The organism is Dactylosporangium sp. NPDC048998 (assembly GCF_043197855.1).
Taxonomy (GTDB): Bacteria; Actinomycetota; Actinomycetes; order Mycobacteriales; family Micromonosporaceae; genus Dactylosporangium.
Map to the genome: position 1 here is coordinate 246,908 of NZ_JBICTV010000006.1, position 25,467 is coordinate 272,374.

Sequence of the window (25,467 nt, forward strand, 5' to 3'; positions counted from 1 at the left end):
AAGCCAGCCGCTACTGAAGCCATCCTGTCGTAGCGACCAGCTGCGCCGACCGGGTCCTGCGCATCTGGGACATCGCGGCGGGACGCACGATCCTGGCCGTCACCCTGCCGCGACTGTTCCAGATATTGGCGAGATGACCGGAAGCCTACGCATCTGCCCGAGCCCCGTCAGCCGACTTACCGGGCAGATTGGCCCTACAGCACGGATCGGGGTGGCGCGACACCGCCCTGCGGGGGGGCGACGGCGAACACTACGGCAGCCGCGCGGGCCGTCGGTGAAGGTCTGTCTGCCGCGTGGCGACCCGGTCGTGAAATGCTCTCGGGTGAGGGAGGGATCCGTGCCGGACGCGATGATCGAGCTCGACATCACGACACCCTGGGAGCCGCCGCCCGGGCAGCCCCCGCCGCGTCGTCGGCGGCGTCCGCTCCGGCTGGCCGTCGTGCTGGCGCTCGTGGTCGGGCTGCTGTCCGGGGCCGGCGCGCGGCGCGACCTGGCACCGCTGTACGGGCCCGGCCTCCAGGTGATCACCGTCCTGGCCGGCGGCGGCCAGCTCTACCTGGTCCGCCCCCAGCTCAGCCGGGACGGGACGGTCGTCGAGGCGGGGACGGTCATCGAGGCGGTCGATGCGGCCGGCGGCGGGCTGCTGTGGCGCCGGTCGCTGGACCGGGCCGAGCCGGTCGTGGCCACCGACCGAATCGTGTTGCTGCAGGAGGAGCATGCCGGCGAGGGCACTCGGCGGATCTTCGCGCTCGACGCCGCTACCGGGGCGGTGCGCTGGGAGCGGGCGGAGGGGTGGGTGGTCGGGCTGGCTGACCCGCCCGGACGCCTGGTGCTGCTCAACGATCGCGTGTGGCGGAGCCTGGCGGAGGGGCTGGACACGTCCTACGGCGACCCGGAGGACCCGGCGGTGGCGCTGCCGATGGTGCCCAATGACGAGCGGTACGTCGCGGTCGAGCCGGATACCGGCCGGGTCGTGTGGTCCGTCGAGATGCCGCCGGGCACGGTGCCGAGCCTGTCCATGACCACCTACCCGGTCCTCACGGGCCTGACCGACCTGGACGCCGGCGGTGTGCTGCGGGTCCATGACGTGCGTACCGGTGCGCTCGCGGCCACCTACCGGCTGGACTGGTCCGGCCCGGTCGCCCGGCACGAGGACGGCGTGTCCGGGCAGCAGGTGGTGTACCGGGCCGGCGGCCGGGGCGCCGACGTGTACGACCGTGTCTCCGGGCGGCTGCTGTGGCACTGGGCGGGCGACGCGGCCCACAACGGGCCGTACCCGTGCCTGGACGGCCGGTACTGCGTCCTCACCGGGGAAGGTACCGACGTGCTCGACGCGGCGACGGGCGCCCGGCTGTGGCAGGCCGACGGCTACGGCTCCGGGGTCTTGTATCCGGCCGGCGGTCTGGTGCTCGTCGCGCATCCCCAGGCCCGGGACGCGCCCAACGGCCTCGTGGCGTTCGCCGGCGACACCGGCGCGGTCCGGTGGCGCCTGAAGGGCTGGCTCCCGATTTTCGGCTCCACGGGGTCAGGGCCGTTCGTCTGGCGGACGACGAACCTCGGCGATGCCGTGATCGGCCGCCTCGACCCGGCCGACGGCACGGTGCGGGTGATCGGTCGGACGCACGACTTCAACCGCGACGCGCGGTGCGCCGCCACGGACTCCCGCCTGGCCTGCGTCGCGGCCGGCGCCCTGTTCGTCTGGGCGCTCCCGTGACCGACCTGGACGCCGGCCCGGCTCGGTGAGCTCCGTCTCCGATGACGGGGCCGGCGAGTCAGCGGGCAGCGCCGGTGCCCTGATCGTCCTGATCACCTCGCCCCTGCATCGACCAACGTAACACGGCCTCGCGTGCACGATCGGCGCCTGAGCGGACTCCGCAGCGGTTGATCAATGGCCACGACTAGGATGCGCGGAGTGAGCTTCGAGGTTGCCGCAGACGCTTACGGCCGGTTCATGGGTCGGTATTCCGAGCCGTTGGCAGCGAAGTTTGTGGAATTCGCCCGCCTCACGGAGGGGCGACAGGCGTTGGACGTCGGTTGCGGGACCGGAGCGTTGACGGCGGAGCTCGTCGGGCGCCTCGGGGCCGGAGCCGTGTCCGCGGTCGACCCGTCGGGTGCATTTGTCACGGCGGCCCGTTCCCGCTTTCCCGCGGTCGACATCCGCCGCGCCGCCGCGGAGCGGCTGCCGTTCCCCGACGGTGTATTCGGCTACGCGTTTGCTCAATTGGTCGTGCCCTTCATGGACGACCCGGTGGCCGGGCTGCGGGAAATGGCCCGGGTCACGCGTCGCGGGGATGTGGTCGCCGCCTGCGTGTGGGATCACGCCGGTGGCGGTGGTCCACTGACGGCGTTCTGGAAAGCTGTCCTGGACCTCGATCCGCACGCACGCGACGAGTCAACACACGCCGGCGCCCGGGAGGGGCATCTTGCCGAGTTGTTCGCCGCGGCCGGGTTGCGCGACATCGAGTCCACTGTGCTGACGGTTCGGGCGAGTTTCGCGAGTTTCGACGAGTGGTGGGAGCCGTTCACGCTCGGAGTGGGCCCAGCGGGCGAATACGTCAAAGGGCTGGACGCGAGGCGACGTGATGCGCTGCGTGGTCGGTGGGCGGCGCTGCTTCCCCGGGAGGGGCCTATCGACATCGTCGCCTCCGCATGGACCACGCTCGGCCGGGCGCGCTGACCGTTCATATCAGCATGTCCGCGAGCTGAGCGATCCAGTTCGTCGTGACGTTCCGTAGGCCATCACCGCCGCGATCCAAGGGCGTCCGCGGGCGGTAGGGAGCGCACGCGGTTGCTGCGCTTCCACCCAATCCGGGGCCGGCGAACGTGTACGTGGCAGGGAGGTGTCGGTGGATGACTTCGAGGTGTTCGTGCGTGCGCGTTCGGCGGCGCTGGCGCGCACCGCATATTTGTTGACCGGGGACCGGCAGTTGGCCGAGGACCTGCTCCAGGATGCGCTCGCCCGTGTCGCCGGGCGGTGGGCGTCGGTGGCGCGGCTCGGTGACCCCGAGCCGTATGTGCGGCGTGTGCTGTACACGTGCGCGGTGGACGGTTGGCGCAGACATGTTCGCCGGCGCAGGGTGGAGCAGACCGCGACGGAGCAGCGGCCGGAACTGCGCGGCGCTGACGACGACGCGGAGACCGTGACACGGCGGCTTGTCCTGCGTGACGCGCTGGCCCGGCTGACTCACCGGCAACGGGCCGTCCTCGTCCTGCGCTTCTATGAGGACCTGACCGAGAGCCAGGCCGCCGATGTGCTCGGCTGTTCTGTGAACACGGTCAAATCGCAGACCAGGCATGCCCTGGCGCGGCTGCGCGAACTCGCCCCGGAGCTGGGTTCGGTCCTGGTCGACACATCGATGGAGGGGCGATGACGGGTTCACTTCGCGACGCGTTCGACGAGCTCGTCGCCGAGGTCGCGCCACATGTCGTACGGAATGATCTCGCGACCAGGGCACGGATCGCCGGGCGGCGCCGACGAATCCGCGGCCGTCTGGCCGGCGGCGTGATCGTCGCGGCCATGCTGGCGGTGAGCGCGGTCGTGGCCGTTCCGTTGGTCGGCGGCGTGCCCAGCATCGGCCCGTCCCATGCAGAAGACGGTCCCGGTGTCACGGGCCGCCCGCAACGGATCGGCCATCAGTGGTGGGTGCGTGACCTACCGGATCGACCCGGCCCGATCGCGGCGTTGGTCAGCGACCCGGAACGGTGGTACGTCGTCACCGAGAGCGGGCATCGCTGGCGACTCCCGATCGGCGCCGGCATCGGGAACCTGCCGACTCCGGTGCTCGCACCCGACGGGCGTCGGGTCGGATACCAGCCGGACGCCGGGGCGGCATACGTCGTGCACAACCTCGTCACCGGCGAACGAACGCGGTACCCACAGTTCGAAAATGCCCCGCTCGGCCCGTCCTACTCGTACTACAGCATCAACCCCCACTTGGTCGGACGCTGGTCCCCGGACGGGCTGCGCCTCGGCCTTCCCGCGGAGCGGGTCGACATGCGCGACGGCACGATCCGAGCCACGCACAGCGGGGCGGCCGTGCTCGGGCCCGACGGGCAGGTCACCTTCGTCGAGCAGCCTTCCGGCCAACGGTCGGTGCTGGCCGGATGGGCCGGCCCCGACAGCATGGTGTGGCTGCGCATGCTGGATGACGGCGGGCCGCCAGCCGGGCCCGTCGTAGCCGAGGTGACCCGGCTCGACGGCCAGGTGACCCGCACGGTGACCCTGCGGCCGTCCTCGCCGTGGCGGGAGGAGATCCGCGCGGTCGGCATCGGGCCGGTCTCGCCGGACGGGACGAGTCTGCTGGTGCGTGAGGATGGGACCGCCGACAGATGGCTGCGCCGGTTCTCGCTTGCCGACGGCAGTCAGACCGGAGATCCCGTCCGGGTGCCCGGCTGGACCAGCGAATGCGGATCCGACTGGGCGGGGTCAACGCCGGTCGTGTCGCTGTACGACCGGGACACCAAGACCGCAGGCACCGGGCTCGTCGTGAACGGGGCGATCACGCCGATGATCGTCGTCGAGTCACGACTGAACAGCGAATGCCTGGTCTGGGCGTCGGAGGCGTTGGCCGGGCGTCCGCATCCCACGGTGTTCGGCACCTCGGACTTTCCGTGGACGTGGTGGTGGCGTGAGACGGTCCTCGTGCTGCTCGCCGTGATCGGTCTCTGGCTGCTGAGGACATGGGTCGATCGGCGATCCTGGTCCAGGATCATGCGGGAGAACGCCCGGTGGCGACGAGATCGTTGAGACCCCGCGCCGTCCACGACCATCCACGAACTGCTGCGGTATCTCGAGGAGATCGGTTTTCGGCACGCTCCTCGGCTGCTCGGCATCGATGACGACGGCCGGGAGGTTCTCAGTTACATCGATGGGGAGTCCGGTCGTGAGGGGTGGGCCAAGGTCGTCGACGACGAGGGCCTGGTGGCGATGGCTCGTCTCCTGCGCGATTACCACGAGGCGGTGCGTGGGTTCCGTCCGGCCGCCGAGGCGGGGTGGGCAGCCCACGTCGGCGCCGTCGGCGCGGGTGAGCTGATCTGTCACGGTGACTTCGGTCCGTGGAACCTGGTATGGCGCGGCAGTCGGCCCGTGGGCATCCTGGACTGGGACTATGCCTGGCCGGCCCGACCGATCCACGATGTCGCCTACGCGTTGGAGTACGTCGCGCCATTTCGCGACGACCGCACCTGCCTGCGGTGGCTGGGATATTCCGTACCGCCGGACCGGCGACGCAGATTGGAGTTGTTCGCCGAGGCGTACGGTCTCAGCTCGACCGCGGGCCTGGTCGATGAGGTCATCGCTCAGCAGCGGGCAGTGTGGGAGCGGGCCCGCCAGCTCGCGACGCAGGGGCGACAGCCGCAGGTCGCGTGGCGGGAGAGCGGAGTTCTCGACGCGGCGGCGGAACGGATCAGCTGGAGCCGCGCCAACCGGCACCTGTTCGAGTGACACGTCTGGTAACGTCCGCGAGAACAGGGCTCTGGCGGGAACCGCTGGATTGAGCCTGCCCTTCAGCTCCGGCCCGGTCGAGGGCAACGCCAACCGCATCAAAATGATCAAGCGGCAGATGTACGGCCGAGCCAAGTTCGACCTCCTCCGCAACCGACGACAGGTCACAGGGGGTAGACCTCGACCTGGTCGGACGGCACCGCCAGCTCGATCCAGGAATCCCATGCCTCGGCCGGTACCGGCCCAGCAACGTCCAGCAGCACCAGCGAGTCGCCGAACTCCAACGCCGCCGACGCGGCCCGTCCTCGAAGCCGGGCGCGGAAGAAGAGATGACGAGCTCGGCGAGCCGTGAGCAGGAGTCCGCCATGTAGACGTGGACGATTCGGGTGCCGGGTGTCCAAGTCTTGCTGGCGGATTCGGTGGATCTTGGCTTCGGACGCCGCAAGATCGTCCGCAATCTTGACCTGGACACCGCCACCTTGGCCTCGACGGGACCTGACGGCTTCGCGTTCGGGTATCGTGCTCCGGTCGCGGGCACCGTGGAAAGATCTGAAACACCGCCCAAGGTCGTGGTCAGGCAACCAGTGAGGGGCACACATGAAGATCGTCACGGTGGGTAGGGGCCGAATCGGCGGCGGGCTGGCCGGGATCTGGTCGAAGGCCGGGCACGAGGTCATCACATTGGGACGTGACGGCGGTGACGGATCGGCGGCCGACGTGGTCCTGGTCGCCGTGCCCGGGCAGGCAATCGCGGCGGCGTTGGCGAACGTGACCGGCATCGGCGGCAAGGTGACCATCGATGCGACCAACGCCTACGGGCAACGCTCCGCCCAGTTCGTGTCGCAGGCGCACGAGGTCAAGTCCATCATCGGTGGTCCGACCGCCAAGAGCTTCAACACCAACTGGGCGGTGATCTACGACCAGATCGGACAGCAACGGGTCCGGCCGAGCAACCTATTCGCTGCCGACCCAGACGCCCGGCAGGTCGCCGAGCAATTGATCGTCGACGCCGGCTTCGACCCCGTCTTCGTCGGGGACCTGGAGCACGCCCGCATGCTGGAAGACCATCTTCCGCTCATCCAAGCCGTCGCCTCTGCCGGGCTCGGACCCTTCTTCTACCGCATGGCCGGCCCCGGACAATTCTGATCAACATCACGGTGTGCCGACCGCAAACGCGAGCGGGCCGCGCGCCGGCCTGGACGCGCTACGCTCCAAGCGCGACGCCCAGCGCGCCCTCCCCGGCTTCGGTGCACTCGCCGACCGGCAGGTTGTCTATCTGCGTCAGGAGTGGGACGGCGACGATCCGGCGACGTACCTGACGGAGGTCGGGCCTGACGGCCGCCGTATCCGACAGGTGGAGGTGGCCGAGGACGGGACCGCGATCAAGACGGACCCGCAGGACTGGCCCTTCAACCCGCCCCTGGTAGATCTCTTCGATCCACAGCTTCCGGACCAGGAGATACACCGCGACGAGTTCGAGCGGGCGTGGGCGTCCGCCCGGTGGGAGGACGGCCGGCAGCCGACGACCTGACGCCGTCGCTGCAGTGACATGCGCGCGGGCCACGGCATGAGCGGTCAGCTGAGCAAGCGGACACTCCCGATCACCAGTTCTTTTCAGGGCACAAAGATCGGAGGCTCTTGCTACCTCCGTCGTCCATCCAGGAGGGATTCTCGCGCCGGCCGCCAATCCGCTCCATCGGTCCGCCGACCGGGCCAGCCCTTACCTCCGTGTTGGCGGGGCGCCAAATGACGAGCGCGTCCGGGGTATGGCTCACCTCGAAGTCCATGGAGTCCTCCACGAACAGCAAGACGATCTGCCGCTCAGGCGGGAAGGTGTACGACATGCCTTCCGGTTCGACACACAGATCGAACCTCTTGTCCTCGTCGTAGCTGCTCACCAGCACGGAACATCGTGCGTATGACGGCGGCGACGCCGTAACTCGATAGCCTCGTCGATTCGGCCCGTGCGATGATCGGCCCGTGGGTCGCTAGCTCAACTGGTAGAGCATTCGGCTGTGTAGCGCGTCCGCTCCCCGCCTGTGCGGTCATGGGAGCGCTTCCTTCTGGATCGAAGTGTTCGGGGTTCGAGTCCCCGGCGACCCACTGTGCCGCTGCCGCAAGCCGGCAACTGCCGGAGCTGACTCCCGGGTCGGCGTCCGGCCTGACCCCTTGTCGCGGGCACAACCGGCGGAAACGGAGGACCGTGTGCTCGAGAAGCTGATCATCCAGAAGACATTGCGCGTGCCGGCGAGCACTGGCGCGGCCGGCGACGGCACGCCGGTGGCCCGGCAATTGGATGCGGCGCTGCTCGATGTCGGGTTTTCGGCGTCGCGGGCTCTGCTGGAACACATCGGCGCGCTGGCCCCCGGGCCGGCGCTGGATCTCGCCGCCGCGGTCGTGTCCGCGGTGCGCGAGCTGGTCGGCGACCATGTTCAGCACAACGCCTATTTCATCGGCTTCCCGCACGACGTGCCGGACACCGTCGAGTTCTGGACGGAGCGGCTGCGTGCGGCCGTACTCACCGGCGGCGGCACGGCGACCGACGCGCAACTGCGGGACGCGGTCGTCTCGGGCGGGGTGAACCTGCTCGACTTGCCGGGCTACGGCACCTACCAGCACACCTACGCCGACCTGCTGGCCGCGCACGACGCGCTGATCACCGCGGCCGGTGACCGGGTGACCCTGCTGCGGCTCGGCGACACCGCCGACGTGGAGGCAGAGCGGCTCTATCTGGCCCTGGCCGGTAGTTCGACGCCGCACGGCGAGGCGGACCTCGCGATCCTCAGTCAGCTCGCAGTCGCCTGCGTGGACGGCACGCAGCCGGCGCAGATCCCGATGCGGGAGAACCGTGCCGTGCTCAACGGGGTCCGGCTCGTCCTCGGCCGGCCGCTGGTCGCCGTGAACACTACGACCGACGTGCTGCGCCTTGCCTGCCAGGTCTCCGGCGGGGATGCCTCGCTCGTGACGCCCACGCGATTTCGTGCCTTCCGGCGCCGGGAGCGGCGGGTCCTGCTGGGCGCGCTGAACGAGGTCGTCGGGGCGAGCCCGGACAAGCTCGGTGACGTCGTGCGTTACGCGCAGCGGTGGAAGCGGCTCGGGGAGCGTCTGCACCCGCACGAGTACGCCGAGTGGCCGCACGCGCGGGAGGTGTTCGCAGTCGCGCGTGGCGAGCGGCGGGTACGCAACCTCGCCGGCCGCGCGGAGGCGGCGATCCGCGCCGGAGCCGTCGGCCCGGCCGCGTCGGTGCTGTCGGCTGCGCCGGGTCTGCTCCTGCGCTCAGCGGACCGGCTGCTGCGGCTGGCGTCGGCATCGGAGCGATCCGTTGTGGTGGAAGCAGTCACGGGCGCGCTCGGCTCGGCGTCGGGCCGGGTGCTCTGCTCGCTGCGGGAGCATGTCGACAACCGGCTGACGCCCGCGTCGGCCCGGATGTACGCGAACCGCTCGCGGCGCGCGTGGATCGGGCCGGACGAGCGGCCACCGCTGCCGGCCGGGCTGGTGGCCGAGTTGTCGGCCCTGCTCGACGCGGAGATCAGCGCCCGGCTGCCGGAGCCGCAGCGACCGCTGGTGGTGGACCCGGAGGTGCTCGATGTCGCGCTGCCGCTGTCCGGCAAGGCTGGCGAAGGCGGGTTTGCGGTGCTGCCGAGGGGCTCGCGGACATCGGTCTCCGGTGAGCTGCTGCGCTTCTTCACATACTGGCGCCAGACCAGTCGTCGCACCGACTACGACCTGTCGATGCTGCTGCTCGACGACAACTTCCACACCACGGGCCAGGTGTCCTGGACGAACTATCACCATGACGGCGTGGTGCACTCCGGCGACCTCACCGACGCGACGAACGGTGCGACCGAGTTCATCGACGTGCCGTTGACGGTCCGCGGGCACTATGTGGTTCCGCAGGTCTACATCTATGTGGGTGAGTCGTTCGATGAGGTCGCCGAGTCGATGTTCGGGTATCAGACCCGCACACGAGACCAGCGCGGCGCCCCGTTCGACGCACGGACCGTGCGGGCGCGTTCGCACATGCGCGGCCAGGGCCGGGTCGCGCTGCCGATGGTGTTCGCCAAGGGCGAGCGTGGCTGGCAGGCCGTGTGGCTGCACCTGTACCTGCGGGGCATGCCGTCGTTCAACCGGGTGGAGGAGAACACGTTCAACACGGCCGACCGGGTACGAGCACTGATGGAGCGGCGTTACCTCACCGTGTCCTACCTTGTCGACCGGTGGCGCGCACGGGCCGAGGTGATGACGTGGAACGGCCGGCTGCCGGACGAGCCGATCACGTTCATCGGCATCGAGGCGCCCGAGGACCTGCCGGACGAATCGGAGGCATATACACTGGATCGGCTCAGCGAGCTGATCCCTGCGTAGCGGCGACAGCCGAGGCCATGGGGGCGCTTCCTACTATTCCGTTCGATTCGGGACCTCCGCGCAAGCGGAGGATCTGGTATTCAGCGCCCGCGCTCTCCTCGGCTACCACCGCAAGCCGGCTCGGCACGTCGCCATGACGTTTCGCAGCCCGCGACTCGCGGCATCAGCGCGCAGCTGATCAAGCGGATTCGTTGCGCTGTGCGAGCCAATGCCGCACCGCCGAGAAGTCTGCGTCGGTAAGTCCCAGATATGGGTCGACGCGGTGCAGCAGCGCCGGCTGGGGGTGGTGTGCGGCGACCCAGCGCCGGTCGGCATCGGTTGTCTCGTCGTCGAGCCAGACGAACGGACGTCCCGCTGCCCATCGAGTGAGGGACACCGTCTTCCAGTGCACGCCGCGTGGGGCTTCCTCGTCGGTGTCCGGCCAGTCGACGACGGGCAGTGCCGGAAGACCGAGCCGCGGCGAAACAACGTCGTTCGCCTCCGCCATCCACGTGGTCGCCCAGACCAGTTCGCCCAGCAGGGCGAGGAGGTGTCGTCCATCCCCGGGATCGAGCCGATCGAGGAGAGGATTGCCGGCGCCGTCGTGGGCGTCTGTCGCGTGCCCGGTCGAGGGGCGATCCGTGCCGGCCGGCCGGGCCCGGAACGGGATGAGCACGCCGTCCACGTCGAGGAAGATCAACGGTTGTCGCGCGATGCCAGGAAGCACTCCCGAACCGTATCGTTGATCAGGCAGCCAAGCGCGGGCACGCGGGGCCGCGGTGTCAGGACGCCGGTCCGGTGAGGACCCGCCTGCGGTCCCAGCCGCGCTCCGGTAGCCGCGGTACCGGCCACGACGGGCCGGGCCGGAAGTCGCGCCACGTGCCGTCGAACGGGAACGCGCCCGCCTCGACGTCCGCGGCGACCCGCTCGCCCTCGGCGCGGATGCCGGCGGCCTGCGCGGAGGTCCAGTAGGCGGGGTGCCCCACCCGCTCGAGGTACTCGCCCTCGTCCTTCCACCGCCACGCGCGGTCCGGCTCCACGACGATGTCGAGGGCGTGGTCGAACGTGTCGACGCCGGCGGTCCCGTCCGCGCCGTCGTCCCAGCGGGCCGGCGGGGCCTCGAGGTTGACGTACCAACGGCGGAGGATGAAGTCCGGGTCGAACATCCACCACACCGAGTGCGCGCGACCCGGCCGGAACAGGTGCAGCACGTGCAGCCCGCCCCAGACCATCGGCGCGAGCCGCCACTGGACGGTGTGCCGCTCGCGGAACGGGACCTCGCGCCGGTCGCGGCCGTCGGCCGTGCGCCGGAACAGCCACGGCGTGCCGATCGGCCGCCAGGTCAGCAGCCCACGCTCGTCGTCGGACACTACGCGCTGCGGCATCACCAGGACCAGCTCCCCGTCGCCGCGGAAGTCCCGGTAGAGCACCTCGCGGCCGGCATCGAACGTCACGCCTGCGTAGTCTAGCGGCGGTACCGTCGGACAATGATCCGCAAACGGGTGCTCGTCTCCGGCCGGGTGCAGGGCGTGTTCTTCCGCGACACGTGCCGACGCGCCGCCGAGACGCGCGGGGTCGCCGGCTGGGTGCGCAACCTGCCCGACGGCCGGGTGGAGGCCGTGTTCGAGGGTGACGACGAGGCGGTTGACGCGCTCGTGGCGTGGGCCGGCCGCGGGCCCGAGTCGGCCCACGTCACCGGCGTCGAGGTGCGCGACGGGCCGCCGGAGGGGCTGACCGGGTTCAGCATCCGATGAGCTGGTCCGCACGCGGAGGCGGGTGAGGCGTCGGCCGTCACTGGCCGCGGCGCGGGGTCAGGGCGATCGCCGCCGCGGCCGCCCTCACGGCCTCGACGACTGTGCCCGCGTCGCCCGACACCTCGGCCGCCATGGCGCGCAGCCGGCCGAGCGCCGCGCGGTTCGCCCCGTCGGCGACCACACCCTCGAGGCCGGTGGCGAGCGCCAGGGCGGCCAGCGTCCCGATGCGCTCGTCGGTGGTCCCCGCGTCGGCCGCGTGCCGCAGCAGCACCCGGGGCGCCGCGCCGGCCAGCGCGTCCGTGGCCACGTACCGCGCCCGCGCGCGGCCCAGCCGCGCCAGCCGCCCGGCCGGCGGCCGGTGGACCACGCCCGAGCGGACCAGGTCGTCGCCGACCATCGCGTACGCCGCCCCGGCCAGCAGCTCGATCCAGCGCTCCACGCCGTGCCGGCCGCGGCGCAGGATGTCCACTGTGGACGCTGCGACCGCGTCGGCGGGCAGGCCGGTGACCCGCGGCACGCCGCCGTCGAGCGCGAGGTGGCCGGCGAGGGTGAGCTCGCCCAGCAGAGCGCCCGCGACGCCGGCGCCGAGCAGCGCGGCGTCGATGTGCGGGCGGCCGGAGTACCCGTCGTGCGCCAGCAGGAAGTACTCGGCGTGCAGGGATCGCCGCGGCGGCACGGCGACTACCGCGCGGGGGCCGGGGCCGGCCCGGGGGCTACCCCGCGCAGGGTGGCCCGCACGACGCCCGACCGGCGCAGGGCGCGAGCCACGAGTACGAGATGCCGCACCGTCGCCGAAGGCGCGAGATCGGCCGGGAACAGGGGCTCCGCGGGCGCGTCGGGCAGTGCCGCCGCCACCGGGCCGGTCCGGGCGCGCAGGGCCACGGCCAGCACCGCCGCCTCGACGTGGATCGGCCGGTCCGCCGGGCGTGGGCAGCGCCGCCGCGCCTCGTCGCGGGCGACGGCCCAGGCGCGCGGCGGCACCCAAGGGGCGAGCACCGCGCAGGCGTCGAGGATCTCCACCGGCATGCGCAGCGCGGCGAGCGGGGCGTGGCGGGCCAGCGAGCGCAGGGCGGCCGGTCCGCGGTACCGCGGCAGGAGCGCGACCTCGGGCACGGCCGCCCGGACACGGCGCCACAGCGGCCAGAGCCGGGCGACGGTGTAGAGCGCCCGCAGCCGGCACGGCGGCCGCCGGTCACCGGCGGGGCGGGGCGACCGGTCCGGGTCGGCGTCGCGAAGCCGGCCAAGCCGGATCGGGCGTTGCGGGCGGGCGGCGTCGGGGCGGGTGCCCCCGGCGACGACGAGCGGAGCGCCCGCGCCGGCGCGGCGCAGCGCGTTGGCACCGAGATCGGCGTAGGCGGCCGGGTTGCCCCGTCGCAACGCCGTCGCGTAGCGGAGCCCGGCCACGGCGCCCGCCGCCACCAGCCCGGTCAGCACCCAGGTGGCCGGCGAGCCGGGGCCGGCGCCGAAGACCGCGCCCGCGCCCGCGCCCGTGACGCCGACGATCGGGGCCAGGCCGGCGACGGCGAGCGCGGGCGCGAAGCGGGTGCTCCAGCGCGGCGCGCCCGGCCGGCGCCGGAAGAAGCCGATCACCGCGGCCGAGGTGAGCGCGAGCAGCAGCAGGACGCCCAGCGCGCCGAGGTACGACAGCCAGACGAACAGGTCGAGCATCGGATCCAGGCCGAAGACGGCGAACGCGACGAGCGTCACCGCCGACGCCCCGCTCTGCGCCAGCGACCCGGTCGCCGGCGCGGCGTAGCGGCGCCCGGTGCGCGCGAGCGGGCCGGGTAGCAGCCGGTCGCGGGCCATCGCGAACACGTACCGGGCCACGCAGTTGTGGACGCTCAGCAGGCACGCGAAGACGCTGGTGACGAGGAGCCCGTTCGCGACCGTCGCGAGCGGGTCGCCGAACGCGGCGGCGATGATCGAGAACGGCAGGCCGGAGCTGGCGAGCGCCACCACCTTGTCCGGGCCGGCGCCGACGGTCATCGCCCAGGCCGTGATCGTGTACAGCACGCCGGTGACCGCCAGCGCCAGGTAGGTGGCCCGTGCGACCGTGCCGGCGGGGTCGCGGACCTCCTCGCTGTACACCGCGCCCTGCTCGAAGCCGAGGTAGCCGGCGACGGCGAAGGCGAACACGACGCCGAGGCCCGGTTGCAGCAGGTGCTGCGGCGCCAGCCCGGCCAGGCTCGCCGCCCCGCCGGCCGGGTGGGTGAGCGCGGCGGCGTCGAACAGCAGTACCGCGCCGATCTCCAGGCCCAGCAGGACGGCCAGGACCCTGGCGTTGAGGTCGATGCCGCGCACGCCGAGCGCGCCGATGACGGCGAGCGCGGCCGCGGACCACGCCCACCACGGCAGGGCGACGCCGAGGTGCGCGGCGGCGAACGCGCGGGCGACGGCGCCGAAGAGGCCGAACAGCGCGGTCTGCACGGCGCTGTAGGCGACCACCGCGACGAACGACGCCGCGATGCCCCAGCCGCGGCCGAGGCCCAGCACGACGTACGGGTAGAAGCCGCCGGCGCTGCGCACCAGCCGGCTCATCGCGGCGTAGCCGGCGGAGAACAGCGCGAGGACGGCGGCCAGCACGGGATACGCCAGCGGCGTGCCGACGTTGCCGCTGACCGCGAACGTGGTCTCCAGGCCGCCGACGAGCACGGTCATCGGCCCGGAGGCGCTGATGAGGATCATCGTCAGGCCCCGGGTGCCGAGCTCGCGCCGGCCGGACCGGATGCGCGCCAAGCTCACCCCCGATTGATGTGTTCCCATGCTAGCCTCAGCCCATGGCCTCGTTCGCGGAGCGGCTCGACCAGCTGTTCTGGACGGTGTGCAGCCCCCAGACGGGGAAGCCCTACAGCGTCCGGCACGTCGCCGCCGCGTGCGGGCTGTCCCACACCCACCTCAGCAAGCTGCGCTCCGGCACGGCCAGCGACCCGCGCTGGTCGGAGATGGAGGCCCTGGCCCGCTTCTTCGGCGTGCCGATCGACCACTTCGTCACCGGCGGCCGGCGCGACGCCCCGGCGCCGGACGAGCACAGCGCCGCGCTCGCCGCCGCGCTGCGCCAGCCCGGCGTCTCGCAGGTCGCGCTGCGCATGGTCGAGCGGCGGCTGTCCCCGGAGGGCGCGGCGGCGGTCATCCGCATCATCGACGAGGTGGCCCGGCTCGAGGCGGCCCAGCGTCGCCGGAGGTCCGGCGCGCACGACGTTCCCGGCTGAGGCAGGAGATGTCCCGGTACAGCGACGACGCGCTCGTGCTGACCCTGGTCCGGGAGGCCGGGGCGGTCCTCGACGGTCTCGGCCTGGCCGGCACGTTCACGCTCGCCGAGCTGCACACGGGGATCGAGCGGCGCCGCGGCCGCCCGATCGAGATCCGCCACCACCCGATGCCGCCGGAGGGCCCGCATGGCCTGTGGGTGATGGGGGAGACCGCCGACTACGTCTTCGTCGACGAGTCCGCCCCGCCGCTGCGCCGCACCCAGATCATCGGCCACGAGTTCGGCCACATGCTCTTCGACGACCGCGGCGACCCGCTCCCGGGCGAGCCGGCCCTGCATGCCTGCGCCCGCTCCGGCTACGACGAGATGATCGAGCAGCGCTGCGAGTGGTTTGGCACCGTCGTCCTGCAGCGCCTGCGCGATTAGCAGCGACGACGACCTGAGCTGGTTGATGACGGCCAGACGGCTCCGGGTTTCGGTCACACCCCGGCGCCGGGTCACGGTGGCGCGTGGTTCAGTACCGCAGCAGCTCCCACGGCTCGACCACGTCCGCGTCGGCGGGTGCGTCCAGGACGAGGCCGCTGCCGTAGGACAGCCCGCGGCGCGGCGGGCGGGGCGCGGCGCCGGTCGGGCGCGGGCCGAGCTGACGGGCCGCCTCGGCGAGCACGATGCCGGTGACGAAGCGATACCGGCCGGCCGCGCCCGGCGCGTCGACCCGGGCGAACTCGGCGCCCGGCGGCGGCTCCCAGCCGGTGTCGGGGATGACGAGCAGCGTGCCGGCCCCGGTGAGGTCGGCCCGGTGCACCGGCGGGCCGTCCGCGCCCGGCGAGCAGACGACGATCCTGGTATACGCCGGATCCGGCCCGCCCGGCGCGGGCACGACCCGCAGCGGGTTGCGGTGGCTGCGGGCGGCGGCGCGCCCCTCGGCCCGCACCGGCCGCGGGGTGCCGAACCACACCTTGTCGCGGTCCTCGACAGCGACGGACGGCCAGCCGAACGCGGCCGCCGAGCGCAGCGAGCTGCCGGCCTCGACGTGGTCGCCGGGCGCGGCCAGCAGCACCCCGGGTCGCTGCGACTCCGGCCGCGGCCCGCGCACGACGCGCCGCCCGGCCGCGCCGAGCAGGTAGTACAGCGCCACGGCCGCGGCGGTGGCGACGTTGAGCGTGTTCACCCCGCGCCCCGGCATCGGAATCTGCACCGTGCGGGTCGCGGCGCGCAGCAGGTCGGGCCGGATGCCGCGGCGTTCGTTGCCGACCACGACCGACGCCGCGCCGCGGACCGGCGCCGCGCGGTACACCGACTCGGCCCCCGGCGCGTTGTCCACGGCGACGAGCGGTGCGCCGAGCAGCTCAGCAGTGTCCACGGTGGACAGTCCGAGGGGCAGGCCCCGGCCGTCGCGGAAGCCGCACCGTACCGAGAACATCTCCGCCGCCGCGATCAGCGCCCGGGCGTTGGCCGGGTTCTCCAGACCGTCCCCGATCAGCCGAGTCAACGCGCCGCCCAGGAGGCCCGCGCCCGCGCGGCGAACGCGTCGGCGCGCCGCTCGTGGTCGGCGGTGCGCATCGCGGGCGTGCGCTTGTTCGCGGCGTGCTGTACTGCGTGATGGCCGATCTCGTGCATGAGCCCGTCGAAGAGCACGAAGTCGCGCAGCGCCCCGCCCGGCCAGTCGACCCGGGTCGCGGCCGCGCCCTCGGCGACGCGGGCCCCGGCGCGCTCCAGCCGCCGGGCGGCGGCGCCGGTGAGCCGGCCGGGCAGCACCCACGGCGGCTCCGGCTGCTCGAACAGCAGTATCACCCCCGGCACCCGCAGCGCGCCACGACCGGCCCGGCGCCGGCCGGCCGCTGGCGCAACTCGACGCGGCGCAGCCCGTAGGTGGCGGCCGGCCCGAAGAACTCGAGGACCCGGGTGACGTCGGCGGGCTCGGCCGGGTGAACGAACCCGGGCCGCGGCGGGCGGGCCCGCACGGCAACCGGGCCACCGGCCCGGCGGGCGGCGCGCAGGCGGTACGGATCGGTGTGCAGACTACGGCTCAACGGCGCTCACGCGACGTTGATAGCAGCCCGGTTCGGCGCACCACCACGGATTTTCCATGGCTGGCGGCGCGGAGCGGTCAGGAACCCTCATAGAGCGTGACGTAGCGCTCGTTGAGCGTCTCCGCGTGCGGGCCGAGCCGGTGCGGCGAGATGATGTCGTGCCCCAGCCCCAGGTCGGACGGCAGGGTGTCGAGGTGGAGTGAGGCGCCGGCGGCGCGGGCCAGGCTTGCCGGCACCGCGAAGGCCAGTCGCTCGTCCACGGTCGTGTCGCCCGGCGCCAGGACCGCCGCGACGCGTCGCGGGCCGGCGGCCGGGAACGCCGCCGGGTAGTTGGCCACGATTCGCAGGTACTGCGCGACGGCGCGATAGGAGTAGCCGCGGGCGTTGCGCCGGTCCGGCAGCGCGCCCAGGCCGTAGAGCACCTGCATCGGCACCCGCACCGCGGCGGGCACCTGCCCGGCGTGCGGGCCGTAGAGCGGCGCGAGCACGAGCAGCCGGCGCACGACACCCGGCCGGTAGGCGGCCAGCCACGTGGCCAGCACCGCCCCGGCGGAGACGCCGACGACCCCGGTCTCCTCGCCGAGCGCGGCGGCGGTGTCCAGCGCGGCGGCGGCGTAGCCGAGCAGGCCGGCGGCGGTCACGGTGGCGTGCGCGCCGGGGTCACGCCGGAAGCGTAGTCGCGTGAAGAACGCGTCAAGAAACGCGGCGGCGGCGTAGGGATTTCGTCAACGCGCCTGGGCAGTCCTGCGGCGTCGACCTTGACTTTCCGTGGGCCCTGGTGGCAGGGCCGCAGAGCTGAAGGAGGCACTCCGGTGGCTGATGTGGTCTTCGTGCTGCTGACGATCGTGGCGTTCGCGGTCCTCGGCCTGGCGGTGCGGGCGGTGGAGCGGCTGTGAGCGTCGAGAACCTCGTCGGCCTCATCCTCGCGATCGCGCTGGCCGCGTTCCTGATCGTCGCCCTACTCTTCCCGGAACGGTTCTGATGAGCCAGACGGCAGCCGGTGTGCTGTTCATCCTCTCGCTGATCGTGGTGCTGGTGCTGGTGCATCGCCCCTTCGGCGACTACATGTACCGGGCGATCACCACGACCCGCCACCTGCGCGCGGAGAAGGTCCTCTACCGCGCGGTCGGCGTCAACCCCGCCGGCGAGCAGTCGTGGGGCGTCTACGCGCGCAGTGTGCTGGCGTTCTCGGCGGTGTCGATCCTGGCGTTGTACCTGTTCCAGCGGGTGCAGAACCATCTGTGGCTCAGCCTCGGGTTCGCCCCGGTCAAGCCGGACCAGGCGTGGAACACCGCGGTCAGCTTCGTGACGAACACGAACTGGCAGTCGTACTCGGGTGAGTCGACGATGGGTCACCTGGTGCAGATGGCGGGGTTGGCGGTGCAGAACTTCACCTCCGCGGCCGTCGGGGTCGCCGTGGCGGTGGCGCTGGTGCGAGGGTTCGCCCGGTCGAGGACCGATCAGCTCGGCAACTTCTGGGTCGACCTGGTCCGCGTCTGCGTGCGGATCCTGCTGCCGATCGCGGTGCTGGGCACGATCGTGTTCGTCGCCGCTGGCATGGTGCAGAACCTGTCCGCCGGCACCGACGTGACCACCCTGGCGGGTGGGGCGCAGCACATCACCGGCGGGCCGGTGGCCTCGCAGGAGGTGATCAAGGAGCTGGGCACGAACGGCGGCGGGTTCTACAACGCCAACAGCGCGCATCCGTTCGAGAACCCGACGAGCTGGACGAACTGGCTGCAGGTCTTCCTGATCCTGCTCATCCCGTTCAGCCTGCCGCGGGTGTTCGGCCGGATGGTCGGCGACAAGCGCCAGGGCCTGGCGATCGCCGGCATCATGGCGATCCTGGCGATCGGCAGCGTGATCGCGCTCAACGCGCTGCAGCTGCACCACGGCGGCACGGTCCCGACCGCGGTCGGCGCCGCCACCGAGGGCATCGAGACCCGGTTCGGCGTGCCGCAGTCGGCGACGTTCGCGACGGCGACCACGCTGACGTCGACCGGTGCGGTGGACTCGGCCCACGACTCCTACACGGCGCTGGGCGGCATGATGACGATGTTGAACATGATGCTCGGCGAGGTCGCGCCCGGTGGTGTGGGTTCCGGGCTGTACGGCATGCTCATCCTCGCCATCATCACGGTCTTCGTGGCCGGGCTCATGGTGGGGCGCACCCCGGAGTACCTCGGCAAGAAGATCGGCTCGCGGGAGATCAAGTTCGCGTCGCTGTACCTGCTGACCACCCCGGCGCTGGTGCTGGTCGGCACGGCGATCGCGATGGGGTCGGCCACGGCGCGGGCGTCGATGGCCAACCCGGGCGCGCACGGCCTGTCGGAGGTGCTCTACGCCTTCACCTCGACGCCGAACAACAACGGCTCAGCGTTCGCCGGCATCAGCGCCAACACGGAGTTCTACAACACCGCGCTGGGCCTGTGCATGCTGCTGGGCCGCTTCCTGCCCATGATCTTCGTCCTGGGCCTGGCCGGCTCGCTTGCCCGGCAGCAGCCGGTGCCGGCGTCGTCGGGGACGCTGCGGACGTACCAACCCCTGTTCATCGGCATGGTCGTGGGCGTCACGGTCATCGTCGTGCTGCTCACCTACCTGCCGGCCGTCGCGCTCGGCCCTCTCGCGGAAGGACTCGGCAACTCATGATTGCCGCGGGTCTGTTGGATCCCAAGCAGCTGTGGAAGTCGATTCCCGACGCGCTGCGCAAGCTCAACCCGGCCACGCTGTGGCGCAACCCGGTCATGTTCATCGTGGAGATCGGCTCGGTCTTCACCACCGTCCTCGCCGTCATCCACCCCGCCGTGTTCGCGTGGGCGATCGCCGCGTGGCTGTGGCTGACGGTGCTGTTCGCCAACCTCGCCGAGGCCGTCGCCGAGGGCCGCGGCAAGGCCCAGGCCGCCACGCTGCGCCGCGCCAAGCAGGACACCGTGGCATACCTGGCCGACGGGACCACGGTCCAGGCCAGCGAGCTCAAGCTGGGCGACGTCGTGGTGGTCGAGGCCGGCCAGGTCATCCCCGGCGACGGTGACGTCATCGAGGGCATCGCCTCGGTCGACGAGTCCGCGATCACCGGCGAGTCCGCGCCGGTCATCCGCGAGTCCGGCGGCGACCGCAGCGCGGTCACGGGCGGCACCCGGGTGTTGTCCGACCGGATCGTCGTGCGGATCACGCAGAAGCCGGGGGAGTCGTTCATCGACCGGATGATCGCCCTGGTCGAGGGGGCCAACCGGCAGAAGACCCCGAACGAGATCGCGCTGAACATCCTGCTGGCGAGCCTGACGATCATCTTCCTGCTCGCGGTGGCCACGCTGCAGCCGCTGGCCATCTACTCGAAGGCGGTGCAGGCGTTCGCGCCGGACAGCGCGGCGCTCAACGCCGAGGGCGTCACCGGGATCGTGCTGGTGTCACTGCTGGTCTGTCTCATCCCGACCACGATCGGGGCGCTGCTGTCGGCGATCGGCATCGCCGGGATGGACCGGCTGGTGCAGCGCAACGTCCTGGCGATGTCCGGCCGGGCGGTGGAGGCCGCCGGCGACGTCAACACCCTGCTGCTGGACAAGACCGGCACCATCACGCTGGGCAACCGGCAGGCCGGGAACCTGATGCCGGTCGAGGGGGTGAGCGTCGACGAGCTGGCGGAGGCGGCGCAGCTGTCCAGCCTGGCCGACGCCACCCCGGAGGGGCGCAGCATCGTGGTGTACGCCAAGGAACACCACGGCCTGCGCGAGCGCGAGGTCGCCGGCGCGGTCTGGGTGCCGTTCACCGCGCAGACCCGCATGTCCGGCGTCGACGTCGACGGGCGGGAGGTGCGCAAGGGCGCCGCGATCGCGGTCATGAAATGGGTCCGCGACAACGGCGGCCGCCCGACCGAGGAGGTCGGGTCGATCGTGGACGCGGTGTCGTCCTCCGGCGGCACGCCGCTGGTCGTGGCCGAGCACCTGGCGGGGCAGCCGGCCCGGACCCTGGGCGTGATCCACCTGAAGGACGTGGTGAAGCAGGGGATGCGGGAGCGGTTCGACGAGATGCGCCGGATGGGCATCCGCACCGTGATGATCACCGGTGACAACCCGCTGACCGCGAAGGCCATCGCCGAGGAGGCCGGCGTCGACGACTTCCTGGCCGAGGCCACGCCCGAGGACAAGATGGCCCTGATCAAGAAGGAGCAGCAGGGCGGCAAGCTGGTCGCGATGACCGGGGATGGCACCAACGACGCCCCGGCGCTGGCCCAGGCCGACGTGGGTGTGGCGATGAACACCGGCACGTCGGCGGCCAAGGAGGCCGGCAACATGGTCGACCTGGACTCCGACCCGACGAAGCTGATCGAGATCGTCGAGATCGGCAAGCAGCTGCTCATCACCCGGGGCGCGTTGACCACGTTTTCGATCGCCAACGACATCGCCAAGTACTTCGCGATCATCCCGGCGATGTTCGCCGCGATCTACCCGGGCTTGGACACGCTGAACGTCATGCGGCTGCACTCGCCGACCTCGGCGATCCTGTCCGCGGTCATCTTCAACGCCCTGGTCATCGTGGCGCTGATCCCGCTGGCGCTGCGCGGCGTGCGGTACCGGCCCTCCAGCGCGGCGTCGATGCTGCGCCGCAACCTGCTGGTCTACGGCATCGGCGGGATCATCGTGCCGTTCATCGGCATCAAGATCATCGACCTCATCATCATGTCCATCCCGGGGATCTCCTGATGCGTCTGCCCACCTGGCTCGCCCAGCACCTCGCCGCCCTGCGCGCCCTGGTCGTCCTGACCATCGTGCTCGGCCTGGCCTACCCGCTGCTCATGGTCGCCGTCGCCCGCATCCCGGGCCTGTCCGGGCACGCCGACGGCTCGCTCGTCGCCCGCGACGGCAAGCACGTCGGCAGTGCCCTCATCGGGCAGTCGTTCACCGACGCCCAGGGCAACCCCCTCAAGCAGTACTTCCAGTCCCGCCCGTCCGCGGCCGGCAAGGGCTACGACCCGACCTCCACGTCGGCGAGCAACCTCGGCCCGGAGAACATCGTCGACCAGCCCGGCAAGCCCAGCCTGCTGACCCAGGTCTGCGGCCGCAGCAAGGCGATCGGGGAGTTCGAGCACGTCGACGGGGCCCGGCCCTACTGCACGCCGGGCGGCGTCGGCGCGGTCCTGGCCGTGTACCCCGACCACGCCGTCAGCGTCAACGAGGCGTGCCCGGCCACGCCGTTCATCACCCGGTACGAGGGCCGGCCGGTCGAGTGCGCCAAGCCCGGCGAGAACTACAGCACCGGCGTCACCACGCCGGTGCGCGGCAACGCCCCGGCCAGGCCGGCGGTGCCCGCCGACGCGGTCACGGCCAGCGCCAGCGGCCTCGACCCGGACATCAGCGTCGCCTACGCCGACCTGCAGATCCCCCGGGTCGCCGCGGCCCGCGGCCTGTCCCAGGCGCAGGTGCGCCGGCTCGTCCAGGAACACACCGACGGCCGTACCCTCGGCTTCGTGGGAGAACCGGCGGTCAACGTCCTGGAACTCAACCTCGCTCTGGACCGGAGCTGACATGACGACGCGCGGGACGCTGCGGGTCTACCTGGGCGCGGCGCCCGGCGTCGGCAAGACCTACAAGATGCTGGAGGAGGGGCGCCGCCGCCTCGACCGGGGCACCGACGTGGTTGTCGGGTTCGTCGAGACCCACGGCCGCCCCTTCACCCAGGCCATGCTCGACGGCCTCGAGGTCGTACCCCGCCGGGACCTGACCTACCGCGGCGCCGCCTTCACCGAACTCGACCTCGACGCGCTGCTCGCCCGCCGCCCCGAGGTGGCGCTGGTCGACGAGCTCGCGCACACCAACGTGCCCGGCAGCGAGCACGCCAAGCGCTGGCGGGACGTCGACGTGCTCCTCGACGCCGGCATCGACGTGCTCACCACCGTCAACATCCAGCACCTGGAGTCGCTCAACGACGTCGTCGAACGCATCACCGGCGTCCCCCAGCGCGAGACCGTCCCCGACGCCGTCGTGCGCCGCGCCGAGCAGATCGAGCTCGTCGACATGACCCCCGAAGCCCTGCGCCGGCGCATGGCCCACGGCAACGTCTACCGGCCCGAGAAGATCGACGCCGCGCTGGGCAACTACTTCCGCGTCGGCAACCTCACCGCCCTGCGCGAACTCGCCCTGCTCTGGCTGGCCGACAAGGTCGACGAACAGCTCGACCGCTACCGCGCCGCCCACGACATCGACAAGACCTGGGAGACCCGCGAACGCGTCGTCGTCGCCCTCACCGGCGGCCCCGAGGGCGACACCCTCATCCGCCGCGCCGCCCGCGTCGCCGCCCGCACCAAAGGCGCCGACCTCCTCGCCGTGCACGTCGTGCGCGGCGACGGCCTCGCCGGCGCCGATCCCGCCAACCTCACCCGCCAACGGCTGCTCGTGGAGAGCCTCGGCGGCACCTACCACCAGGTCCTCGGCGCCGACGTGCCGCGCGCCCTGCTGGACTTCGCCCGCGGCGTCAACGCCACCCAGCTGGTCCTCGGCGCCAGCCGCCGCGGCCGCCTCGCCCAGATCCTCTCACCCGGCGTCGGCGTCACCACCACCGCCGAATCCGGCTCCATCGACGTCCACCTCGTCACCCACGAGCAGGCCCGCCGGTTCGCGTGGCGGTCCCGGCGCACCGCCGCCCTGACCCCCGAGCGCCGCCTGGCCGGCCTCGCCCTCGCCCTGGCCGGCCTGCCCACCCTGACCCTCGGGCTCGACGCCGCGCGCGCCGACATGGCGCTGCCCAGCGACATCCTCGCCTACCTCGTCCTCGCCGTCGCCACCGCGCTCGTCGGCGGCCTGCTGCCCGCCCTGATCTGCGCCATCGGCGGCTTCCTGCTGCTCAACTGGTACTTCACGCCCCCGCTGGACCAGTTCACCATCGCCGAACGCGAGAACGTCTTCGCCCTCGTCGCGTTCGTCTTCGTCGCCGTCGCCGTGGCCAGCGTCGTCGACCGTGCCGCCCGCCGCGCCCGCGACGCCGCCCGCGCCTCCGCCGAGGCACAGACCCTGTCCACCCTCGCCGGCAGCGTCCTGCACGGCGACAACCCCCTCGCCGCGCTGCTGGAGCGGGTCCGCGAGTCGTTCGGCCTCACCTGCGTCACGCTGCTGGAGCGCGACTCGGAGCACGACCCGTGGCGGCCCGCAGCCTCGGTCGGCGGCACGCCGTGCATGACCCCGGCCGACGGCGAGACCGAGGTGCCGGTCGAGGAAAACGTGTCGCTGGTGCTGCGCGGCCACCCGCTGCCGGCCGAGGCCCGCCGGCTCGTCGAGGCGTTCGCCGCGCACGCCGCGATCGCCCTGCGCCAGCAGCGCCTCGCCGAGCGGGCCGCCGCGGCCGGCACCCTCGCGGAGGTCGACCGGCTGCGCACCGCGCTGCTGTCCGCGGTCAGCCACGACCTGCGCACCCCGCTCGCCTCCGCCAAGGCCGCGGTCGGCAGCCTGCGCAGCCCCGACGTGCACTTCTGCGCCGAGGACGAGGCCGAGCTGCTGGCCACCGCGGAGGAGTCGCTGGACAAGCTCACCCGGCTCGTGGAGAACCTGCTGGACATGTCCCGCCTGCAGGCCGGCGCCCTCGCCCTGACGCTGCAGGCGGTCGACCTGGCCGACGCGCTGCCCCGCGCCGCCGACGACCTCGACGCGGCGGTCGTCGTCAGCGTGCCCGAGGAGCTGCCCGAGGTGCTCGCCGACCCGGCCCTGCTGGAGCGGATCCTGGTCAACCTGCTCGGCAACGCGCTGCGCTACAGCCCGCCGGACCAACCGCCGACGATCGGCGCGAGCGAGCACGCCGGCCTGGTCGACATCCGCGTCGTCGACCACGGCCCCGGCATCCCGGCCGAGGACCACGACCGGGTCTTCCAGCCCTTTCAGCGCCTCGGCGACCGCGACAACGCCACCGGCGTGGGCCTGGGCCTGGCCCTGTCCCGCGGCCTGGCCGAGGCCATGGGCGGCACCCTGGTCCCGGAGCCCACCCCGGGCGGCGGCCTCACGATGACGCTGACCCTTCCCCGGGCGTGACCTGCAGCCGGTAGCCGATGCCGGGCTCGGTGATGAGGTGGCGCGGCCGTGACGGGTCGGCCTCCAGCTTGCGGCGCAGGTTCGCGAAGTGCACCCGCAGGTAGTTGGTCTCCGTCTCGTACCGCGGGCCCCACACCTCGCGCAGCAACTGCCGGTGCTCGACCAGCTTCCCCGCGTGCCGGACGAGGACCTCGAGCAGGTGCCACTCCGTCGGGGTGAGCCGCACGGGCGCGCCGTCCGGGCCGGTCGCCTGTTTCGTGGACAGGTCGAGGCGGAACGACGACCCCTCGACGACGGGGGCGGCCGGCGCGGGCGCGGCCCGGCGCAGCGCGGCGCGCATGCGGGCCAGCAGCTCGTCCATGCCGAACGGCTTGGTGACGTAGTCGTCGGCGCCGGCGTCGAGGGCGGCCACCTTCGACGGGCCGCCGTGCCGGGCGGACAGCACGATGATCGGTACGGTGCTGTACCCCCGGATGCCCGTCACCACGCTCAGACCGTCCATGTCGGGCAGGCCGAGGTCGACCACGACGAGGTCCGGCGGGCGGTGCGCGGCCGCGGCGAGGCCGGCGGCGGCGCTCGTGGCCGTCTGCACCTGGTAGCCGCGCGCGGCGAAGTTGAGCCGCAGCGCGCGCAGCAGGGGTTCGTCGTCGTCGACGATCAGTACTTTCGTCAT

General features: G+C 72.4%; 27 protein-coding genes and 1 tRNA gene. 18 read left to right on the forward strand and 10 right to left on the reverse strand.

Annotation, left to right across the window (positions count from 1 at the left end; translation table 11 throughout):
- Positions 1-337: 337 nt before the first annotated feature.
- From ACGFI8_RS17865 to ACGFI8_RS17895, 7 genes are all read left to right on the forward strand, one after another.
- Positions 338-1,714, forward strand: a complete 1,377-nt coding sequence (locus ACGFI8_RS17865) for a PQQ-binding-like beta-propeller repeat protein (RefSeq protein WP_392806021.1) — start codon at positions 338-340, stop codon at positions 1,712-1,714.
- Between the two features lie 189 nt (positions 1,715-1,903).
- Positions 1,904-2,677 carry a class I SAM-dependent methyltransferase gene (locus ACGFI8_RS17870; protein WP_392806395.1) on the forward strand — a complete coding sequence of 258 codons (774 nt, stop codon included), beginning with the start codon at positions 1,904-1,906 and terminating at the stop codon, positions 2,675-2,677.
- Positions 2,678-2,846: 169 nt separating this feature from the next.
- On the forward strand, positions 2,847-3,371 hold the full coding sequence (locus ACGFI8_RS17875; protein ID WP_392806024.1) for a SigE family RNA polymerase sigma factor: 525 nt from the start codon (positions 2,847-2,849) through the stop codon (positions 3,369-3,371).
- On the forward strand, positions 3,368-4,747 hold the full coding sequence (locus ACGFI8_RS17880; RefSeq protein ID WP_392806026.1) for a hypothetical protein: 1,380 nt from the start codon (positions 3,368-3,370) through the stop codon (positions 4,745-4,747). The genes ACGFI8_RS17875 and ACGFI8_RS17880 overlap by 4 nt, the downstream gene beginning before the upstream one ends.
- Positions 4,748-4,927: 180 nt before the next feature.
- Positions 4,928-5,443 (forward strand): phosphotransferase, encoded by a 516-nt coding sequence (locus ACGFI8_RS17885; RefSeq protein ID WP_392806396.1) that lies wholly within the window; start codon positions 4,928-4,930, stop codon positions 5,441-5,443.
- Between the two features lie 597 nt (positions 5,444-6,040).
- On the forward strand, positions 6,041-6,589 hold the full coding sequence (locus ACGFI8_RS17890) for an NADPH-dependent F420 reductase (protein WP_392806028.1): 549 nt from the start codon (positions 6,041-6,043) through the stop codon (positions 6,587-6,589).
- Positions 6,590-6,602: 13 nt separating this feature from the next.
- On the forward strand, positions 6,603-6,974 hold the full coding sequence (locus ACGFI8_RS17895) for a hypothetical protein (RefSeq protein ID WP_392806030.1): 372 nt from the start codon (positions 6,603-6,605) through the stop codon (positions 6,972-6,974).
- A 70-nt stretch (positions 6,975-7,044) separates the two neighbouring features.
- On the opposite strand, the gene ACGFI8_RS17900 is transcribed toward ACGFI8_RS17895, so the two are convergent.
- The gene (locus ACGFI8_RS17900; protein WP_392806033.1) at positions 7,045-7,341 is read right to left on the reverse strand and encodes a hypothetical protein; all 297 of its coding nucleotides are present in this window, start codon (positions 7,339-7,341) and stop codon (positions 7,045-7,047) included.
- Positions 7,342-7,425: 84 nt separating this feature from the next.
- Between ACGFI8_RS17900 and ACGFI8_RS17905 the strand changes: the two genes are divergently transcribed.
- Positions 7,426-7,546 (forward strand) — tRNA-OTHER (locus tag ACGFI8_RS17905).
- Positions 7,547-7,648: 102 nt separating this feature from the next.
- Positions 7,649-9,808 (forward strand): hypothetical protein, encoded by a 2,160-nt coding sequence (locus tag ACGFI8_RS17910; RefSeq protein ID WP_392806035.1) that lies wholly within the window; start codon positions 7,649-7,651, stop codon positions 9,806-9,808.
- Between the two features lie 178 nt (positions 9,809-9,986).
- Here ACGFI8_RS17910 and ACGFI8_RS17915 read toward each other — a convergent pair whose 3' ends face one another.
- Positions 9,987-10,487: an HAD domain-containing protein gene (locus ACGFI8_RS17915; protein ID WP_392806037.1), complete on the reverse strand. Its 501-nt coding sequence runs from the start codon at positions 10,485-10,487 to the stop codon at positions 9,987-9,989.
- An 82-nt stretch (positions 10,488-10,569) separates the two neighbouring features.
- Positions 10,570-11,241 carry a DUF402 domain-containing protein gene (locus tag ACGFI8_RS17920; protein WP_392806040.1) on the reverse strand — a complete coding sequence of 224 codons (672 nt, stop codon included), beginning with the start codon at positions 11,239-11,241 and terminating at the stop codon, positions 10,570-10,572.
- A 33-nt stretch (positions 11,242-11,274) separates the two neighbouring features.
- Between ACGFI8_RS17920 and ACGFI8_RS17925 the strand changes: the two genes are divergently transcribed.
- Positions 11,275-11,541 carry an acylphosphatase gene (locus tag ACGFI8_RS17925; protein ID WP_392806043.1) on the forward strand — a complete coding sequence of 89 codons (267 nt, stop codon included), beginning with the start codon at positions 11,275-11,277 and terminating at the stop codon, positions 11,539-11,541.
- A 37-nt stretch (positions 11,542-11,578) separates the two neighbouring features.
- Here the strand turns inward: ACGFI8_RS17925 and ACGFI8_RS17930 are convergent, their stop codons facing one another.
- The gene (locus tag ACGFI8_RS17930) at positions 11,579-12,217 is read right to left on the reverse strand and encodes a GPP34 family phosphoprotein (protein WP_392806046.1); all 639 of its coding nucleotides are present in this window, start codon (positions 12,215-12,217) and stop codon (positions 11,579-11,581) included.
- A 5-nt stretch (positions 12,218-12,222) separates the two neighbouring features.
- Positions 12,223-14,283 carry a DUF6545 domain-containing protein gene (locus ACGFI8_RS17935; RefSeq protein WP_392806048.1) on the reverse strand — a complete coding sequence of 687 codons (2,061 nt, stop codon included), beginning with the start codon at positions 14,281-14,283 and terminating at the stop codon, positions 12,223-12,225.
- 35 nt (positions 14,284-14,318) lie between these two features.
- Between ACGFI8_RS17935 and ACGFI8_RS17940 the strand changes: the two genes are divergently transcribed.
- Together ACGFI8_RS17940 and ACGFI8_RS17945 are read left to right on the forward strand one after the other, a co-directional pair.
- On the forward strand, positions 14,319-14,750 hold the full coding sequence (locus ACGFI8_RS17940) for a helix-turn-helix domain-containing protein (protein ID WP_392806050.1): 432 nt from the start codon (positions 14,319-14,321) through the stop codon (positions 14,748-14,750).
- Positions 14,751-14,758: 8 nt separating this feature from the next.
- A complete protein-coding gene (locus tag ACGFI8_RS17945) occupies positions 14,759-15,175 on the forward strand; it encodes an ImmA/IrrE family metallo-endopeptidase (protein WP_392806053.1) in 417 nt (138 codons plus the stop codon).
- A gap of 88 nt (positions 15,176-15,263) precedes the next feature.
- On the opposite strand, the gene ACGFI8_RS17950 is transcribed toward ACGFI8_RS17945, so the two are convergent.
- From ACGFI8_RS17950 to ACGFI8_RS17965, 4 genes are all read right to left on the reverse strand, one after another.
- Positions 15,264-16,241, reverse strand: coding sequence for a TrmH family RNA methyltransferase (locus tag ACGFI8_RS17950; RefSeq protein ID WP_392806056.1), 978 nt, complete (start codon positions 16,239-16,241; stop codon positions 15,264-15,266).
- Entirely contained in the window at positions 16,238-16,543 is a 306-nt protein-coding gene (locus ACGFI8_RS17955) for a hypothetical protein (RefSeq protein WP_392806059.1), read from the reverse strand. The genes ACGFI8_RS17950 and ACGFI8_RS17955 overlap by 4 nt, the downstream gene beginning before the upstream one ends.
- On the reverse strand, positions 16,540-16,782 hold the full coding sequence (locus tag ACGFI8_RS17960) for a hypothetical protein (protein WP_392806062.1): 243 nt from the start codon (positions 16,780-16,782) through the stop codon (positions 16,540-16,542). Before ACGFI8_RS17960 ends, ACGFI8_RS17955 begins: the two co-directional genes overlap by 4 nt.
- Positions 16,783-16,859: 77 nt before the next feature.
- Complete coding sequence (locus ACGFI8_RS17965) at positions 16,860-17,423, reverse strand: hypothetical protein (protein ID WP_392806064.1); 564 nt, start codon at positions 17,421-17,423, stop codon at positions 16,860-16,862.
- A 117-nt stretch (positions 17,424-17,540) separates the two neighbouring features.
- Here ACGFI8_RS17965 and ACGFI8_RS17970 point away from each other — a divergent pair, with 117 nt between their 5' ends.
- The 6 genes from ACGFI8_RS17970 to ACGFI8_RS17995 are packed head-to-tail and all read left to right on the forward strand — an operon-like array spanning position 17,541 to position 24,794.
- Positions 17,541-17,678: a hypothetical protein gene (locus tag ACGFI8_RS17970; RefSeq protein WP_392806067.1), complete on the forward strand. Its 138-nt coding sequence runs from the start codon at positions 17,541-17,543 to the stop codon at positions 17,676-17,678.
- Entirely contained in the window at positions 17,675-17,764 is a 90-nt protein-coding gene (kdpF, locus tag ACGFI8_RS17975) for a K(+)-transporting ATPase subunit F (RefSeq protein WP_392806070.1), read from the forward strand. Before ACGFI8_RS17970 ends, kdpF begins: the two co-directional genes overlap by 4 nt.
- On the forward strand, positions 17,764-19,431 hold the full coding sequence (gene kdpA, locus ACGFI8_RS17980; protein ID WP_392806073.1) for a potassium-transporting ATPase subunit KdpA: 1,668 nt from the start codon (positions 17,764-17,766) through the stop codon (positions 19,429-19,431). The genes kdpF and kdpA overlap by 1 nt, the downstream gene beginning before the upstream one ends.
- The gene (gene kdpB / locus ACGFI8_RS17985) at positions 19,428-21,482 is read left to right on the forward strand and encodes a potassium-transporting ATPase subunit KdpB (RefSeq protein ID WP_392806076.1); all 2,055 of its coding nucleotides are present in this window, start codon (positions 19,428-19,430) and stop codon (positions 21,480-21,482) included. Before kdpA ends, kdpB begins: the two co-directional genes overlap by 4 nt.
- Positions 21,482-22,303, forward strand: coding sequence for a potassium-transporting ATPase subunit C (locus tag ACGFI8_RS17990; RefSeq protein WP_392806079.1), 822 nt, complete (start codon positions 21,482-21,484; stop codon positions 22,301-22,303). The genes kdpB and ACGFI8_RS17990 overlap by 1 nt, the downstream gene beginning before the upstream one ends.
- Before the next feature lies 1 nt (position 22,304).
- Complete coding sequence (locus tag ACGFI8_RS17995; RefSeq protein WP_392806082.1) at positions 22,305-24,794, forward strand: ATP-binding protein; 2,490 nt, start codon at positions 22,305-22,307, stop codon at positions 24,792-24,794.
- Here the strand turns inward: ACGFI8_RS17995 and ACGFI8_RS18000 are convergent.
- Positions 24,763-25,467, reverse strand: coding sequence for a response regulator (locus ACGFI8_RS18000; RefSeq protein ID WP_392806085.1), 705 nt, complete (start codon positions 25,465-25,467; stop codon positions 24,763-24,765). The genes ACGFI8_RS17995 and ACGFI8_RS18000 overlap by 32 nt on opposite strands.